The 17,535-nt window shown below is 34.0% G+C and carries 18 protein-coding genes and 1 pseudogene; 5 read left to right on the top strand and 14 right to left on the bottom strand.

What is annotated here, in order from left to right:
* Positions 1-287: 287 nt before the first annotated feature.
* From TR08_RS19795 to TR08_RS31285, 4 genes and pseudogenes are all read right to left on the bottom strand, one after another.
* Entirely contained in the window at positions 288-1,181 is an 894-nt protein-coding gene (locus tag TR08_RS19795; protein WP_045521208.1) for a GAF domain-containing protein, read from the bottom strand.
* A 9-nt stretch (positions 1,182-1,190) separates the two neighbouring features.
* On the bottom strand, positions 1,191-1,844 hold the full coding sequence (locus TR08_RS19790; RefSeq protein WP_045521206.1) for a response regulator transcription factor: 654 nt from the start codon (positions 1,842-1,844) through the stop codon (positions 1,191-1,193).
* Between the two features lie 9 nt (positions 1,845-1,853).
* Positions 1,854-3,083 carry a sensor histidine kinase gene (locus tag TR08_RS19785; protein WP_045521204.1) on the bottom strand — a complete coding sequence of 410 codons (1,230 nt, stop codon included), beginning with the start codon at positions 3,081-3,083 and terminating at the stop codon, positions 1,854-1,856.
* 365 nt (positions 3,084-3,448) lie between these two features.
* Positions 3,449-3,592 (bottom strand): annotated as a pseudogene (locus TR08_RS31285) (transcriptional regulator); the annotation flags it as partial.
* Positions 3,593-3,832: 240 nt separating this feature from the next.
* Here TR08_RS31285 and TR08_RS19780 point away from each other — a divergent pair.
* Positions 3,833-4,555 (top strand): hypothetical protein, encoded by a 723-nt coding sequence (locus TR08_RS19780; RefSeq protein ID WP_045521203.1) that lies wholly within the window; start codon positions 3,833-3,835, stop codon positions 4,553-4,555.
* 256 nt (positions 4,556-4,811) lie between these two features.
* The gene (locus tag TR08_RS19775) at positions 4,812-5,342 is read left to right on the top strand and encodes a hypothetical protein (protein ID WP_045521202.1); all 531 of its coding nucleotides are present in this window, start codon (positions 4,812-4,814) and stop codon (positions 5,340-5,342) included.
* A gap of 267 nt (positions 5,343-5,609) precedes the next feature.
* On the opposite strand, the gene TR08_RS19765 is transcribed toward TR08_RS19775, so the two are convergent.
* Positions 5,610-6,407, bottom strand: a complete 798-nt coding sequence (locus tag TR08_RS19765) for a lipid II flippase family protein (RefSeq protein ID WP_045521402.1) — start codon at positions 6,405-6,407, stop codon at positions 5,610-5,612.
* Between the two features lie 806 nt (positions 6,408-7,213).
* On the opposite strand from TR08_RS19765, the gene TR08_RS19760 reads away from it, so the two are divergent.
* Positions 7,214-7,663: a DUF3888 domain-containing protein gene (locus TR08_RS19760; protein WP_045521198.1), complete on the top strand. Its 450-nt coding sequence runs from the start codon at positions 7,214-7,216 to the stop codon at positions 7,661-7,663.
* Here TR08_RS19760 and TR08_RS19755 read toward each other — a convergent pair.
* The 5 genes from TR08_RS19755 to TR08_RS32695 form a co-directional block, all read right to left on the bottom strand.
* Positions 7,657-8,544, bottom strand: coding sequence for an alpha/beta fold hydrolase (locus TR08_RS19755; RefSeq protein WP_193747803.1), 888 nt, complete (start codon positions 8,542-8,544; stop codon positions 7,657-7,659). The genes TR08_RS19760 and TR08_RS19755 overlap by 7 nt on opposite strands.
* A 214-nt stretch (positions 8,545-8,758) precedes the next feature.
* Positions 8,759-9,073, bottom strand: coding sequence for a hypothetical protein (locus tag TR08_RS19750; RefSeq protein WP_045521195.1), 315 nt, complete (start codon positions 9,071-9,073; stop codon positions 8,759-8,761).
* A 189-nt stretch (positions 9,074-9,262) separates the two neighbouring features.
* The gene (locus TR08_RS19745) at positions 9,263-9,730 is read right to left on the bottom strand and encodes a UPF0158 family protein (protein ID WP_045521193.1); all 468 of its coding nucleotides are present in this window, start codon (positions 9,728-9,730) and stop codon (positions 9,263-9,265) included.
* Between the two features lie 521 nt (positions 9,731-10,251).
* Entirely contained in the window at positions 10,252-10,965 is a 714-nt protein-coding gene (locus TR08_RS19735) for a hypothetical protein (protein WP_045521189.1), read from the bottom strand.
* A gap of 2 nt (positions 10,966-10,967) precedes the next feature.
* A complete protein-coding gene (locus TR08_RS32695; RefSeq protein WP_193747802.1) occupies positions 10,968-11,144 on the bottom strand; it encodes a hypothetical protein in 177 nt (58 codons plus the stop codon).
* A 252-nt stretch (positions 11,145-11,396) separates the two neighbouring features.
* Here TR08_RS32695 and TR08_RS19725 point away from each other — a divergent pair, with 252 nt between their 5' ends.
* On the top strand, positions 11,397-12,296 hold the full coding sequence (locus TR08_RS19725) for a VanW family protein (protein ID WP_045521187.1): 900 nt from the start codon (positions 11,397-11,399) through the stop codon (positions 12,294-12,296).
* A 512-nt stretch (positions 12,297-12,808) separates the two neighbouring features.
* Here the strand turns inward: TR08_RS19725 and TR08_RS19720 are convergent.
* The 3 genes from TR08_RS19720 to TR08_RS19710 all read right to left on the bottom strand — a co-directional run bounded on the left by TR08_RS19720 (position 12,809) and on the right by TR08_RS19710 (position 15,203).
* Positions 12,809-13,726 carry a Gfo/Idh/MocA family protein gene (locus TR08_RS19720; RefSeq protein WP_045521398.1) on the bottom strand — a complete coding sequence of 306 codons (918 nt, stop codon included), beginning with the start codon at positions 13,724-13,726 and terminating at the stop codon, positions 12,809-12,811.
* A 345-nt stretch (positions 13,727-14,071) separates the two neighbouring features.
* Positions 14,072-14,515, bottom strand: a complete 444-nt coding sequence (locus tag TR08_RS19715) for a carboxymuconolactone decarboxylase family protein (protein ID WP_045521185.1) — start codon at positions 14,513-14,515, stop codon at positions 14,072-14,074.
* A 34-nt stretch (positions 14,516-14,549) separates the two neighbouring features.
* Entirely contained in the window at positions 14,550-15,203 is a 654-nt protein-coding gene (locus TR08_RS19710) for an FMN-dependent NADH-azoreductase (RefSeq protein WP_045521184.1), read from the bottom strand.
* Between the two features lie 205 nt (positions 15,204-15,408).
* On the opposite strand from TR08_RS19710, the gene TR08_RS19705 reads away from it, so the two are divergent.
* Positions 15,409-15,900, top strand: coding sequence for an RrF2 family transcriptional regulator (locus TR08_RS19705; protein ID WP_045521183.1), 492 nt, complete (start codon positions 15,409-15,411; stop codon positions 15,898-15,900).
* A 570-nt stretch (positions 15,901-16,470) separates the two neighbouring features.
* On the opposite strand, the gene TR08_RS19700 is transcribed toward TR08_RS19705, so the two are convergent.
* Entirely contained in the window at positions 16,471-17,217 is a 747-nt protein-coding gene (locus tag TR08_RS19700; protein WP_045521181.1) for a formylglycine-generating enzyme family protein, read from the bottom strand.
* Between the last annotated feature and the right edge of the window lie 318 nt (positions 17,218-17,535).

Raw genomic sequence — 17,535 nt, 5'->3', positions numbered from 1 at the left:
CATTTGAAAAAACATTACGAGAAAACACGGAAGCATTTCGGGAATCTGCTCGTGTAGGAAGCATTATTTAATAAAGGCTCTTTTCGTAAAATTTGTTGCTTTTGGAGCCTTATAAGGGTCATTTACTAAGTTTCTAGGCAATTTTCGCAATTGTTCTTACGAAAAGATGCCACGAAGCATCTAGTTATACGGGTTGATGAACTTATACGAAAAACAACAATCTATGCGAAAATAGCCTTTAATAAAAATTGACCTATCCAAGTTGAATAGGTCATAAGAAAAATCCCTTAGGGAAAATATGAATGTGGGTTTGTATTCCAAAGCTGGTCACTAACAAGCTGGCTTAAGAAAAAGATCATGGTTAAGATTGTTCTGACATTATCGAAAACCATTTCAATACTTCCATTAATTTTCCTAACTTCGTCAGCAAGACGGGAAAAATATTCTTCCGATAGTTCTAAATGAGTTTTTGTTTCAATTTGTATAGCGAATTGTTGTTCTGACTTTAGTTCGATTATGACACTTACTCTAAAATTATTTTCTTTTTCAAAAGCGCGGTCAAAGAGAAGCTGGAAAATGGAAATCAGGCTTTGCTGTGCCTCTTTTGAAAGCATGGTTATTCGCTGATCTAATACCATAATCTCAAGGTTTTTTCCTCTCTTCTTTTTCTCATTAATAAAATAAAGAGAAAGCGCCGATGTATCTATATCTTTTTTTTCTTCTGTATTTGTTTTCTCAACATCCCGTTCTTGTATATAGGATTGAAGAAGCTCTTGGGCTGCATCTTTCATCCGTTCAATTTCTAGAGCATCAAAGCTTCTACGCTTTCTTTGACCGATAAGCAATACAGCGATAAGCTGCGATTGAAAAAGCAGCGGTACGGATACAGCAGATTTAAGCTCTTCAATAATTAAGATAGGGAACTCAAGTGCCTCATCCTGAAGTTCTTCAGGAAAATTAGTAACAATAAATTCCCTCTTTGTTTTTAATGTCCGTCCGCATATTCCTTTGCTGCTGTTCACAACAATACTCGTATAACGATCGTTTAAGGAGCCGATGGCTATACGCCAACGGAATTCTAGATTAATAGGATCATAAAACGCAATAGCAGAAAAATCTGCATTTAGCTCTGAAACAAGAGAATGAAGTTTTAAAGTTAATAGTTCTTTTAAATTTGTCATAATCTGTACCTAATTTTCAAGGAGGCCTCTTTTTAATGCAAACTGCACTAAGTCCCGTCTTGTCGTAAGATTAAGTTTCTCCATAATTTTGGATTTGTGTGTTTCAACCGTTCTGGGACTAATATTAAGAAGCTCTCCTGTTTCTTTATTTGTATAACCCTTTGCCACGAAGCTGCAGATTTCTTTTTCACGTTCAGTAAGAAGATCAAAAGAATCATTGTATTCTTCCCATGAATCATGGAATACATGTTCAATTACTTTTTTCTGGGCATTCGGATAAAGATAGGCTTGGCCGGCATTTACCTGACGGATGGCAGTCACCAGCTCTTGTCCTAAGGATGATTTCAACAAATAACCAGATGCTCCTGCTTTTAATGCCCTGAACAGAGAATCTTGGTCATCATGCATCGAAAGAATTAGAACTTTAAGTTCTGGGAATCTTTGAATGAGTTCACTTGTTGTTGGCAGCCCATCTCTTCCGTTAGGCATGCTTAAGTCCATAATTACTATATCCGGTTTCACTTGGGGAATTTTTAATAACGCCTCATTTCCCTCCGCTGCCTCGCCAATAACCAACATGTCTGTCTGAGTATTCAATAATAAGTAAAGACCATCCCGGACTACTGCATGATCATCTACTAAAAAAATCCGAATTTTATCCATCTTTATCACCTATACAATTGGAATATTCACTTGAATTTGTGTTCCTTTACCAATCTTAGAGTTAATGAAAAAGTCTCCACCTAATATAGACGCTCTCTCTTCCATACTGTAAATACCGACTCCTCTTCGGTTTGTAGAAGTTAGTTCAACCCCCTTCCCAAAGTCAGTAATCGTTAGTGATACTTTGTTTTGATCCTTATCAACACTAATTGAAACATCAATCCGTTCGGCACTTGAATACTTGGCTGCATTAATCAATGCCTCTTGTGCAATTCGATAAAGAGCCGTCTCAATTGCTGATGGAAGTCGCTCATTACTGCCTTTATAGGTAAAATTAATTTGGATGCCAAAACGCTGGCCAAAATCCCTGATATGGTTTTTTAAAGTAGCAATCAGTCCGTGATTATCAAGTGTTGATGGACGCAATGCAGCCGATAAATATCGGATATCTTCAATTGTTTGCGATATCATTTGCTGGAGCTTTTCAAGTTGAGTAATCCCCATTTTATCTTCAGAAATAGATTTGATGAAATCAGTATGTAAAAGCATTCCAAATAGTGATTGACCAATTCCATCATGAAGTTCCCTCGATATGAGCTTTCGTTCTTTTTCTTGGGCTTGAAAAATCGAATGAGTAATCATTTTTTCAATTTCCTTATGCTCTTCTTTTCGTTTTTCACTAACCTTTTGAATTCCGACGACTGTTCCTTTTTGCTTATCAGGGGTAGTATAAAAAGAAATCGTTGCCTGTACTGGTATAAGTTCCTTATGGTGATTTTTAATATATAATTCAACTGGATTTTCTTTGTCATTCATTAAAAAGCAGTTGGAAACATCGCATATTTTATCTGCACCGGGATAAGTGGAACAAACCTCACAAAAATTTACTACCTTATGATTTTGCAAATCCAGAAGTTCCCTTCCCGAATCATTTAAACTAATGATATTTTTATCCTTATCAAGAATGAAAAGAGATTGTGTACTATTTTCAATTACTGCAAGAAGCTGCTCTTGTTTAGAGCGTATTTTTCTTTCCTGGATAAAAATAATCATAAAGAAAATGGTTATGATTATGAGGACGAAAAAAAATAACGGGATTTTTTCTAAGTAATGTATGTGAATTTGAAGTAAGGAAATTAAAGTTTGGACGATAATTAGTGAAACACTTATGCTAATAAGTCCATTTTTCAATAAAAACAGATACAAATTTCTATTATGAACCCGACTTCGGGAATACATAGCACTCCACCTTCCATCACCTGCAAAAACCCTTTTCCTTTGGCTGTGTTATACTTGCATGTTGATTTGTGCTCCAGGCGCATCGCTTTCCGCGGGCGGTCCGGGGAGCCTCCCTTAAATCGATTATTCTAAATAGTGCATCCCCCTTCTTTTTATCGTTATTTGAATTAAAAATCTATGATACAAATCACAATTGTCATGGAAAATATTACTTTCTTGAAAAAATAAAAGGAGACACCATACTTAGGTGTCTCCGCACATATCGAACAAAACTAATTCGACTCGGTTATCATACTGACAGCAACAAATGACTTGCCTGCTTTCGTTTTCTTTTCCAAATAATCGGTCACAGCCGCTTATTGATCTTAATTAACAAGATCGATAACTTCTTTAATTGTATAGCCCTTTAAATATTCACCCAGGTGTCCTTCTGCACCTAAGAAAATGCTAAATAAGACTCTTCACATATTTGATCCTACTATACACTGTTCATTTGTAAAAAAGCACTTAACCATGGTCATGAATTCTCCAGGTAAGTGCTTTTTTATCATAAATTTGATACGACATTCATTTTCATTATAGTTTAATAACAAAAGCATCGCATAAATAAAATCAACCTTACTGTATTTATCTTAGTTCAGAGGGGAAGGAATGAAAAATTGTAAAAATTGCAATATTATTGTTAAAAAAAGGAACATTTTCGTCTTTAAATCGTCTAATAAGTAAAAGGATATTTTGGGGCGATAGAAATGAAAAAGATGAAGTATTTCACCATTTTTTTAAGTCTTGTATTTGTTGCATGTTCTTCTGCCGACATTTCAAAACAGAAAAATGAAGATACTAAGAAAGAGTTAAAAACTGTATCATCATTTCCACCTCACTCAATGATAAATAACGAATCAATTTTAGATAAAGAAGTAATAAGGGATAGTAGCACCGCCCCGCCGATAAACATTGAAAATGATATCAACAGTCAAAAACAAAATCCTCCTACAATTTCTCTTCCTTCAGAAGAAGAAAAAGAATCCGAAGCTCATTCAGTTCCACAGGAATCTTCCCAGCCTGTAGAACAAGAAGATCAAAATTTACAAGGTGAGCAATCAGAAGATTTTATTATTATTGGAGAATCAAAATACATTAATATCATGCATGAAGAAAAATTTAAACATTGGATAACAGTTGCCGAAAAATATGGAGCGAAACTTTATGCTATTCCGTTTTCTGACGTTTTTGCAATAGTGAAAGAAGGAGATGTACTCGTAGGTATGAGTACAGGAGTTGCAAATGCTAAACCGGACAATATAGATATACTTTGTGATGTATTTTCTGATGAAGGAGAGTACGCAGTTAGAATTATTGAGGGGATTAAACAGGTAGCTCAAACGGGTGAAGGTGTTCATTTGGAAGGGGCAGACGAATATAATGTAATTTCAATATTTAAACAGGACGAGAGGATCATAGTCTCGTGGTAATGGATAAACTAGCTCTTCTCTTAGTTGAGAGGGGCTAAATTTTTCTTCAATAAAAGCACCCGTTAGTTTAAGTGCAAACATTCACAAACTTACTTAATACAACGAAAAAGTATATTGATAACATATATTATTGATTACTGAGGTTGAAAAATAAACGAAGTAATTATTTACATTTTTTTACATATATACTAAAATATAATTAAGTAAAAAATATTTTAGTAAAAAATATTTTATCAAGGTGAAGGAGAGTTTGAAAATGAGCCTATTAGATATTTATTTACAAAAGAACGGAAAAAAACGATACGATGTATTCAAAGAAACTGGCATAAGTCAGCAAATGCTCTCAATTGTTAACAAAAAAAGTGTCAGCAGTTATTCAGTCAAAACAATTCAAGCAATAGCTAATACAGTAGAGAAAAGTGAAGGAACTGTGCTAGATGAGTTATTACAATTAGAGAACGAAAATGCTTACTTCGAAGTTTTTAATGCTGAAGATTTACTATTAGCATTTAAAAATAAGGAACCGTATATTCTAATCAAAGGCGAATACAAAAAAGAAATGGAAGAATTAGCAAAGTCACAACTTTCAGATACAGAAACATTAGGTTTGGAATTAGGTTCTGCTGGATTGGTAACTGTCTTAGGAGAAGTAATTATTCAATTAGTAGATTTATTCAGTAGTAAAGATGATGACAAAAAGAAAATTGAAAGCCAAATCCGTAAGTATAAGTTTAAAAAACTTAATGAAAATGAAATCCTATTGTATTTACGCCAATTAGATTATTAAGAGCATAAGAAGAAGTGATACTGCTTGGGAGTGGTAAGTAAAAGAAAGGTAACTGGAAAAGAATACTACCTACCACATAATGTTAAGGTAAAACTGGAAATAACAAATAAATCCATCCTTAAGAAGTCCTCTTGGATGGATTTATTTTGTTTTACTGCTGCTGTAAAAAATAGCCCTGTTCTTAAACTAACCTGCCCATTAGCTGAATAAGAAAAAGACTGCATTTATTGCAGCCTTGCCTTTAGTTCGTTAAAACTTTTCGGTTCTTTATCCAATGATTCTACTTACCCACGAGATCAACCAAGCAGAAGGAATCATCAATAGATGGGCAAGTAATGTACCGAAAAACCTTGCAATCATTAACCAAGCATAAGTCTTAGCTATTTCCTCTGCTCCATTTTCTTGATTGAAGGCACGTTCTGTCATTAAAGCGATTTGAGGGTCAAGCAAAAGAGTTAAAAGAATGGTTGCTATCCCATTTACTACACCTGTTGCCATATTGGCAGTTGTACCGTGTTCTGGATTTAATATAGAAGCATATAAAGCTGCCAATATTCCAGAAGTATAAATTGCGGTAACGACCATATTAATGAGCATAATACGTTTAGGAATTCCGCCAACCCGAAGTCTATGTATCATTTGAATCCTTGGACGTCTTACATAAGAGCTTGTTCTTTTTAATTTATGAATATTTGATGTTTTCATTAAAGCTATTGCTGATCCTTCTATTTCTAAGCGTTCAATCATTAACATCGCAAGACGGGTGCCTGTGGGATATAAGAATAGTGCCAGCAAAGTACCGATAGACGCTGAAAGTAATATTATATGGAATATCCCTAGTACATCAATAGTTGAATCAGATTTAGCTCTATCTACGATTACACCAATTATAGGAGCTTGAAACATATTAGACGTACGAGCAATAAGTAAAACGATGCCAGTAAGAGACAAAGCAACTGCAATCTTTTTTAGTTTTATGCCTCCTAAACGAATACTATATGACAACGTTTCGGTTGCGTGGATAATGATTGTTAAGAAAATGATGATAATTATTTGTACTGTCAATTTGTTCACCGTCTATCTCTCGTTCTATAACACTCCCCATATTATACCAAGTTAATATTTAACACAAAACCCCTTTTTCGTTGGTTACCATTATACAATTCCACTTAGGAAGGTTAAAGAATACTTAATTACATATCCTCACCCGTTAGTCGAATAAGAAAAAGGCTGCATTTGTAGCAGCCTCATCTTAAAGGAAAACCCCGTTACTTCAATAAGCTATCTACACTTTTTCTTTAATAAATCAATAATGTAAAATAATTGGGTTATTATAAATGACCCCAATAAAACTATTATTGTTCCTACAAGAATCTCAATTTCACTAAATATATCTCGAATTAATAACGGTATTGCAATAGGAAAAAAATACCAACGTAAAGTCCGACTTGTTTTCCCCCTTAAACCGTTAATAATTAAAGATATTGTGTAGCACAATATGTATTCCTTGTTTAACTAAACTGTTTCGTTAGTGGAACAAGCAAAATGCTGCCGAAGCAGCTACTGAACTTGAACTCTTGCACCCGTTACTTTAAGTGCAATAGTTCACATAGTATTCTACAAAATAAAGAACATAACCACGTTAATAAATATGATAGTTATTATTAAACCTAATATAAACTTTTTAACAGTAAATTTCATCGTACCCTTTTGGACTCCTCTAAAACCCAAAATTGATATTAGTAATAAGAGTAATATAATTGGCGTTGGCACTATTTCACCTCTATTCCTTTATGAATAATAGCACCCGTAGTTTAATAAGAATTTCTTTAATTGTTCATAATAAGAGCAACATTAACTGGAGGATTCTTATGAAAAAAAGCTTTTTAATATTGATTGCCTGCCTAACTCTTTTCTCTTGTTCTCCCGTTCAAGCCGAAACCGTAACTAAAAATGATGTACAGTTGCGTGATGATATAATCCTCAATTTGTTATTTCTACCCATCTACAAAGCAATCGAAAAACATTTCGGCAAACCGAAACAGTTTTATTGCCAACAGATTCTCCAAATCAAAGAGAAGGTAGAACACGAAACCTACCGCTACTTTAATGTCACCGTGCAGCTAACAACATATGAAGGTGCTCACGATTTCCCATATGATTTAGTTACTATCACTTTTAGTAATAAATATAGTATGGAGTGGCGGGCTATTGATGTCAAAAGCAGAAGGTTAAAGCCAAACGAAATAACTGAATGCAGACATCCTTCGTTATTGAAGCATCGCCCCCTTATAGCGGAATACTTTATTCTTACTTATTGATTTATTAAAAAAGATAATACTTTATAAATAAAATTTTCTGGCTCTTCTAAGTAAGGGAAATGAGCACTGTTGTTAAAGATAATTAAATCACTATTCATTAGGTTTCTATGAATTAGATTAGAAACCGGTAAACCTGCATTTCTATCATGTGCTCCTGTGATTATCAATGTACTTTGTTGAATATCCTTAAGGCGTTGAGTCAAAGGGACTTGTGGAGGATTTTTTTGTAATACTTTTAACATTTGCCCTGTATTTACCATATTACTTTCTTCTGTTAAGCGTCGGTACAGTTTGGCAATATTTTGATCTTCGAAAAATAAACGATCTACTGTCTCGGTATCAACAAATTCCCATATTTTGAAGTATTTTTCCTCAATAGAATCCTGCTGACTAAGAATCTGTTCAATGGTACTTGCTAAATTTGAATCCGCAATTGACATAAAACCAGTAATTTGTATTAAGTATTGAGTTTTTAAACCAATTAAGCTAGGGCTTGAAAGTATAATTTTATTAATTTGATTTGGAAGAGCGTGCGAAATTTCAAGTGCCAATTCCCCGCCAAATGAATAGCCAAACAAGTCAACTTTTTCAAACCCTGTCCATTCTTGTATTTCCTTAAAATCATCAATTAACGCTTGAAAAGTAAATGCCCTATCCGAATTAGGACTACCACTTCTTCCACATCCACGTTGTTCATAATAAATTATAGTTCTTTCTTTGGAGAGCAAAGGACCAATTGTTCGTTCGAAAAAGTACAAATTCCCCCCAGGACCTCCGTGAATAATAAATAAAGGTATAGTATTATTTTCTTGTCCCTCAACTTTTATCCAATGGGAAATACCATTTATCTCAACTCTGTATTCTCCGTTTTCTAGTTTCATAAAATCCCTCATTTTAATATCAGTATAAGAATCATAATATAAATTCGCCTTTGGTTAAAGAAATCCTTCTTGAACTAAACTCCCCTTTAGTGAAACAAAAAGGGCAGCCACAGTCCCCCCTAATCCTTTACACAAGCCCCCATTTGTTGACAAAGAAAAAAGGCTGCGACTGCAACCTAATCTTTCTCTTCCCTTTTAATTAAACAAAATTATTTTATTTCACCTTTTCAAAAAAGAAACCTGGTCCATTTTTTTGGTGTACATACCCTGATAAGTCTGACGAATTCTCTATCATATTTTGTTCTTCTGCTGTTATAGCCGTCAAATAATCCCTATTATTAATATTTTCTTTCGCATTTTGTTCTTCTCTTGTTAAAACCCTGTATTGATCTCCATTTTCTACTTTTAATTGTTCAGTTGATGGAATTACTACTGTTTTATTTAAATCATTAATGTTAATAAAACCTAGAGATAGTGTAAGGGCACCTGTATAGCCGAGAACCAATGTAAATTTAGATATTTTATTCAATAGATCATCCTCCTTAAAATAAATTACGAGCTTGTACTACATATTTATTTTACCAGTGGTGAAAATATATTACCTCTATTTTCCTAAATTAACAAAATACTCCTGTAAACCTTGTTTAACTAAACTGCTTCTTTACTTTAATAAGAAAAGGCGATTACCCTTTAGTTCGGTAATCGCCCCCTGTCATTCCTATTCAATAAAGTTTATTTTATTTTCCTGACACCATTCAATCGCAATTTGTTTAAAACGCTCGTCACGGTATGAATACCATTGATCTTCCATATCAAAATGTATTATTTTGTCCTTAAATCTTCTAAAGGCACCCTTTCCCTTAATTGCCCTTAATAAGGATTCCTGCTTTCGTTGATCACTTAATGTTAGGCAAAAGTTTTCCATTATTTCATATTCATTCACTTCATATTTAGTAGGTAACTCTATGTAATTTTCAAAGTTTTCAACCTCATCAATTGCAATATTTCTATTTTCTTGCTCCCATTCAGGTAAATGATCAAATGGTTTTTCGTCTTCAACAGCTCTCAAGTCCTCAGATGTTACCAACACTATTTCACCCGTTTTAATATTAAGTAAGGAACGTGACTCTTCAATCTGTATTTCCATTTCCTCAATTATATCTTTCAGTTTGACTTGTATATTCATTATCAGATCACCTTTTAATATTTATTATTAATGCACCAATTAGTTTAAGTACATTTCTTCACAATCTACTTTATAAAACAGGGATACCACGTAATTTGTTGCAGATTTTCTTATTAACTAATCCTTTTAAGTAGGTATTTATTAATTGCAAATACAATGTAGCCGACTGAACAACCTAAAAATATCGAAACTAAAATAACCTTTGTTATTACAATAAAACTAAATGAATCCTTTTGTTGAGATAAACCCATTAGAAAAATGACCAGTATCGGTAGAATATTCCACAAATATTTTTTCACAAATGGTCCCTCCTTAAAATAGTGGTTTTTTAAAGCGAATTTATATATACCATATTATACCACAGGTTCAGACGCTCTTCTTTAACTAACCGCTTTGTTAGCTCAATAACAAAAAAGGATCGCCGCAGCGACCCCGTTCTTTAACACTTGCCCCTGTTACTTTAAGTATATTATTTCACAAACATTGATATTCTGTTGGAATATTTGAAATTAGAGCTGCTTTCAGATAGTTAACTTCTCATATTTCCAAAATAGTTTCTCTGGGGTGTCCTTTTCTAAGAAAGTAACAATAAATTTAGTTCTATAATCCCGGTCAGACAATGCAACTTTGTGGTTGTGTGTCCACTCTATGTTTCCAAATTTGCTGTAAAGGTGCTGTTCATCGGTATCTGCTTCTCTCATAATTCTTTCTCTTCCTATGAGTTCACCATTCCTACTCTTGATTTCGAGATGCACATCTATATAAGATACTTCTTGTTCACAGACTATACTGCAAGAATATTTTCTGTTAGGGCAGCTCTTTTTCGCAAAAACCCATTTATTTTCAAAGTTCAGGTTTATAATTTTTTGATGGATATCCTTAAAAATGCTTATATCCCAATTAAGTTCCTCCGCTACCTGTTCTAAAGGCTTCTGTATAATTTCTAGTGTAAATTCTTTTTTCCTCTGGTCAGTAGCCAAAGAGAGAAACTCTTCCATATTAACCTCTGTGAAAACAGATTTATAATTAAACGTAATAAATAAATCAGAGTATAATTTATTAATTATGTCAAAGTTTGATACACAATTAATCATTATTCCCTTATATTCATCTGTTTTGAATTTAGGAAGCAAACGACTGTACAATGAAGCAATACATCTTGTTTCCCTATAAAAGATTAAATTAGCCTGTCTATCCTCTGGAAAGAATAATTCAATATTTCTTATAAGTGGCATAACTACCTCCGTGACGCTAAATTAAGCACTATTTGAAAATCTATATGATTAAAGCTCGCTTGAACCCCGTGAGTATGATAATTTGCGTGAATTCCATCATACTCATCTGCATAAATTGCTGAATCCATATACCAGCTATATTGCTCTATCATTTGTTTTTCCCATTGCCCATTTTCCAAGTGATTCCCTCCAAAACTTTTTTCTTTATTTTACCATTTTCTTTAACTAAACTGACCCATTAGTACAACAAGAAAAAAGGATCGCCGCAGCGGTCCCCATCTTTAACTCTTGCACCCGCTAGTTTAAGTGAAATTTTTCACAATCAATGTTGTAAAGGTTTTATTTCCAGAAATGACCGTAATAAAAGAATAGCTGCAAATACATGAAATGGATATTTTAACTCATAATTAAATTAGGGAGGTTTTAAGCAAATGAATTTCAGTTGGATGCTTGGACTAATAATTTTATCTCAACAAGTGATTATGCCAGGAAGTTTAGTAATCACTAACAACAGTGATCCTATCTCCGTTGCCAACCGTACTACCTTTTCGATGCACTTGCCCATATTACCCATTTTGGATACAAAAAAGTTTAAAAAATTCATGGACGATATTGACCAGCATATAACTAAAAATCCTAAAAATGCAATTATAGATAAAAACGGGAATATTATACCAGAACAACTCGGTTACCGTTTAAACCGCCAAGTTTTCACAGAAAATATTTTTTCTTATTATTTAAATAATGGCTCATCTACATTAGAAGTCCCCTTACTAGCTATTTATCCAAGAGTCGACAGTGAATTACTTGGAAATATTAGAGATGAAAAAATTGGGGAATATGTAACATACTTCAATTCCAATAACAAAGAAAGAAACAATAATATTTATCTTGCTGCAAAAGCCATTAATAATTATGTTCTTTTTCCAGGTGAAATATTTTCCTTTAATAAAGTGGTTGGGGAAAGAACAGCAGGAAAAGGATATATGCCAGCTACTGTAATCGTTAATGGGGAATTTTCAGAGGACTTTGGTGGTGGAATTTGTCAAGTATCATCTACCCTTTTTAATGCAGTTGATAATGCTGGTTTAAAAGTTGTTCAGCGTAATTCACACAGTAGAGAGGTTTCATACGTTCCAACAAAGCGGGATGCCACCGTTAGTTGGAATGGACCTGATTTAATCTTTAAAAATGATTACAATCAACCTATACTCATACTTGCAAAATCGTTAGAAAACAAATTAATAATCGAAATTTATTCTTCTGATGTAATTACTTATACGCCTAAGGAAGTTCCATATCTTCCCTATGAAAAACATCCCCCAAAATAAATATTTACTTTGGGGCTTTTTCTTTTCCATCATGAAAAAGTTAGGCTTTTTCTTTTTTTCACTAGTCGAGTAGAAAGGAACCTCTCTACCTTACGGTAGATTGTATTCCTCCCCCTCACAGAACCGTGCTTGCGCTATTAACACACACGGCTCCTCCTTGTTACCATTCACAAAACCTTGCTAATCTCTTAGGATCAGATTTTGCTAATTCTGCTATCCTTGCTATTTTTGTCTCCATTTATTATTCCTACCTCTGTGTGTAGTAAATAGGTCCCTAGCAAGGGTGATAACTGGTAGCTAGCCTTATATGAAGTTCGTGTTCCTCAGACCGGTGGTTTGCCGCTCGCTTCCTTCAGATTCCGCGTCATCGCGGACACCCTTGCGTTAAGCTACTGTTACTTTTGCCTTCACAGTTCGGGACTTTCACCCTATAGACTGCACCCATTCTGGGCGCACAAATATAAAGCTGACTTTAAAAGCCAGCTTTATATACCATTTACTTATGAATTTAATTATTTTTGCTTTAGTAATTGATCAACAAGTAGTTGAGACTTTAACCCTTCTAATCCATCAACAAGGGGTTGCTCATCATTTTGAATACAATAAATGAAATGCTGTACAGCATCTTCAAAGCCTCGTTGTTTTAAAGTTGTTTCCCATGAAGAAGAAACTGTTGTAGATATTGCATTTTCTTCTTCGATTTCTGTTGTATTCATGTTTTTTACACGGATAATTGCTCCGTCTGTTATCAATTCTATTTGTTCTAAATTCGTTCCTGCTTTTCTATGCATAGCTGTGGTGAAAGATATATTTTGAGAGGATTCATACGTATGCTGCGCATATAAAAGTTGATTTTCATCGTTCGTATGAACAGTTCCATACAGCACACTAAGATCTCCATCACCCAACCAACGTACTGTATCGACTAAGTGAAGATAATCATCTAACATTGTGAACTCATAAGAATAAGGACCCACACTGTCCGTTCTGTGCTTTTCAACACGTACCCAAGCTATATTATTCGCTTTTTCCTTTGCTTTCACATACATTGGAGCAAAACGACGATTAAATCCAACCATAAGCTTTCTTCCCAATTTTTCACTTAATTCGACTAATTTTTCTGCTTCTGAAATAGATGCTGCCAATGGTTTATCGACATATACATCTATCCCTTTGTTAAGCAGTTCCGAAACCACTTCATAATGTGATTCAGTAGAGCTGTGTACAAACACGGCATCACACTCTTGAGCCAATGCTGGTAAACTATCAAAATCTTGTATACGATACTGATTGCAGATAGCCTTTCTCTTCTCTCTACTGGGTGAAAATGCACCCGCAAATGTCCAATCTGTTTCTTTTGAAAGAATAGGCAAATATGCTTTCTGAGCGATACCACCTAGTCCTACCATACCGATTCTAGGTTTCATCAAATTAATCATCCTTTTCATATATAGATTTGGTAAAGCATTAATGAAGAACAATTGATTTGTTCCTCCGTAATGCATAATAGTTAACCCTAAAAAAGGTCCAACTACCATACCAAGATTGAGTGTTAGTCCATAATAGCCCATCCCTTCCCCTTTTCGTGACTAAGGGGATGAGATCTGCTACGATGGCTCCGGTAGCTGTAGTTGCCATTCCAAATCCAATTTCATGGAAAAAGTGAACAATAAGTAGTGTTGTGATCGATTGCGTTATAGATACCTGTTACTTTATTTGGATGCCTTTTGTTTACAAACTGTGCCGAACACTCATAAGATGTTCGTTGAGAATAATTATTTTTCAATTGCTGTATTCCCCATTGCAATAGATATTCTATTCCAACTATTGATTTGATTAATTATTAGTACAAGGTCAACATATTGTCGCTCGTCATAATGTTCACGTACTCGTTGATAAAGCTCATCTGGCACACGTTTTGTCGGGATTAAAGTTACGTATTCTGTCAACTCAAGAGCCACTTTTTCAGGATCTGTGTAAAATGTGCACTCTCTCCAAGCCCTAATACAATATAAACGTTGTTCCGTTTCTCCCATTTTTCTAGCATCAGCTGTATGCATGTTAAGACAATATGCACAACCATTTATTTGAGAAGCCCGAATTTTTATAAGTTCACGAAGTTTACGGTCTATACCTGTTGTTTTCGTATACTTCTCCATTTCCATCATTATTTTAAGTGCTTCAGATGCTACATTGTAATAATCAACTCGTTGTTCCAATTTAATTTCCTCCTTATATTTCTTTTCTTTGCCTTTAAGACAGTATTAATTTAGGTGCTAATCTTGAAGCAGCTTCTTCAGCTTCTTTATATGCTTTTTGTAATACTTCATTTGGTTCTAGTAAAGCAGTTCCTTGCGCCCGAATGATTTGATAATCTTCAATACCAAGGAAATTGAACATTGACTTCAGGTATTTTTGGGAGTAATCAACTTCTGTATACCAATCATTATTGGTATAGATTGATCCACTTGCTTGTATAACAAGCATTCTTCGTCCGTCATTAAGTAGACCCACTGACCCATTTTCAGTATATTTAAAAGTTTCACGTGCAATCAGGATATTGTCCATATAATCTTTTAACTTTGATGGAATATTAAAATTATGCAAAGGTAAAACAATGATATACGTATTTGCACTTTTAAATTGATTTAAGATCTCGGACATACGCTCAGTTACTTTTTGTTCTTGACTAGTTAGCTCTTGTTCTTTTCGTTGTTTTTCCCATGCACTTAAAACCGTTTTATCTATCATAGGCACTTCATCACTATACAAATTAATCTGTTCAATTGCTTCGCTGTCAGGAATTAATTCTTTATATGCTTTCAAAAAGTGGTTAAAAACCTGCAAGCTTACTGAAGAAGTATCATCTACTTTTGGATGTGCGTTAATGATAAGTGTTTTATTCATTTTTATTTCCCCTTTAAAATGAATTTTAAGTTCCAATCGAAGACTAAGTTAATCGCCGATTAACACAGTCTATAATATATACTATAATTATTTTTGTCAAATGTATATGATTTACCCAAAAGAGATTTCTTTTATTTGACTAAAACTCTAAATACTCCTAAGATACAATTTGATAACCCTTAAAATCAAAAGCAGGTGAGTTTATATGCAGTATAGTGTCGGAGTTGAATATGCTTTACATTGTCTGGTATATTTAATTGATGTTCCTTCCAACGATAGTATTGGGATAAAGAATTTGGCAGAATTCCAAGGTCTTCCTGAGACATTTCTTTCAAAAGTTTTCGGTAAATTATCTAAGGCTGGAATTGTAAGTTCTGTCCCCGGGGTAAAAGGAGGATATAGATTATCTAAGTCTCCGGAAGATATTTCCTTTTGGGATGTAATTGAAGCAATTGAAGGCCCAAATCCTATTTTTCAATGTAAAAATATTAAAGAGAATGGTTATTTGTATAGAAAAAACTGCTGTCAAGCTCCCTCCTTTTGCACCATCAATTTAGTAATGCTCTCTGCGGAAGAAAAAATGCGTGATGACTTACGGAGTAAATCACTTTCATGGTTAAATGAAGAACTTGATAGTGTCTTATCCAAACAAATACGTGAAGATACTCGGAAATATTTTTCGAAGAGCAACACATAAAACAAACCTCTCATGAAATTCCTTAATTAAAGGGAATTAAGAGAGGTTTTTTCTTAGTTCAAAGAATCGTATTATTCAATTGTCTAGTAAGAACTACAACCAATCCTCAATTAACCTGCTAGTTGGCCCATACACAATCTTAGTAAATTATTCCATTAAATGGCCCGATTGCTGAACAAAGATCAATCTGGACTCTTCCAGTAAACTGCCCCGTTAGCGGAAGAAGAAAAAGAGTTGCCGCAGCAACTCTTTATTAAACCCAAGCACCCGTTAGTTTAAGTGTAATCCTTCACAATCTCTTCTACACCTTAATACAACTCCAATTCCTAATAAGTGTTGTTCCAGAATCCAGTACAATACAAAAAGACGCCTTCTTATTCAAGAAAAGCGCCATTAATGGATAATCGTTCAACTTTATTAAGGGCCTTCTAGCTACTTACTTAAGATATTGCAGAAAAGCATCCTCGAAAGTTTAAGAGAAATTATCCTCTCATACCCTTTTTTGGGTTCCATGAACCCTGTATTCACATATATTCCCAACGACATATATCAATTTAGAATTTCAAATTATTAAACGATTGATCTAGCAACTCTAAATCCGATATCATCTATATAAAAATCAGGCATACTCTTTCGACGACAAGTAGCTCCACATCCACGTTCTTCTTCTGCCCAACTTCCTCCACGAATTATTCTGTAATTACCAAATGTCTCTTCATCGTATAAGTCCCAGCACCACTCCCAAATATTCCCTATCATGTCATATAAGCCCCAATCATTAGGCTTTTTCTTACCAACATCGTGTACTTGTTCGTTAGAATTATCTTTATACCAAGCGATTTCATCAATTTCACCATACCGATATCCTTTTGATTTTGCCTTACATGCATATTGCCATTCAGCATCTGTCGGTAAACGAAAACCATTAGTATTATAATTGCAAATAACTGATTTACTTTCATTATCAAAACCATAAAACTTGTCATAACCCAGTATAGCAGATAATAAATTACAAAAATTCACTGCATCTATCCATGAAACATTAACAACTGGTTTTCGAGCCTCAGTTGTTGTTAAAAATTTCTCCCCCATAATAATCGCATAAAGTTCTTCTGTCACCGTATATTTGGCAAGATAAAATGGCTTAATTTCAACATTCCAAATAACTTCCTTTAAATTTTTTCTAATACCCGGCATTCCAAATTTATAGTTTGAACTAATCCATTTTTGCTCGTTTCGAAAATCTCGTAGGCTGATTTCTCCTTCAGGAATATACACCATTAAATCTTTTAAATAGTCATTTAAGTTAGCTACCATTGTCCTCTCCTAGGTCTTGAATTAATGTTATTAGACACAAAATTCATATTAAGAATCTTTTAAGGATTATTGTTTAAGCATTTCTTCACAATTTCATACCAATATTAACATAAATATCCAGTTTTGTTTGGAAGCTACTGCTTTAATCATATTCCGTAGTTTTGTCCTCATAAAAACTAGTGAAATAGCCCTTCCCACATTAATTCCTCAGCATATTTTATAAGGAATTTGTATATAAAGGAGGGATATCTAATGTTTGGATATGGTGGATATGGTGGATACGGCGGATTTGGTGGTTGTGGTGGATACGGCTACGGT

This window comes from Neobacillus niacini, from assembly GCF_000759675.1.
GTDB lineage: Bacteria > Bacillota > Bacilli > Bacillales > Cytobacillaceae > Neobacillus > Neobacillus niacini_A.
The sequence above is the reverse complement of the archived record's forward strand: the minus strand, read 5'-3'. Positions and strand labels throughout refer to the sequence as shown.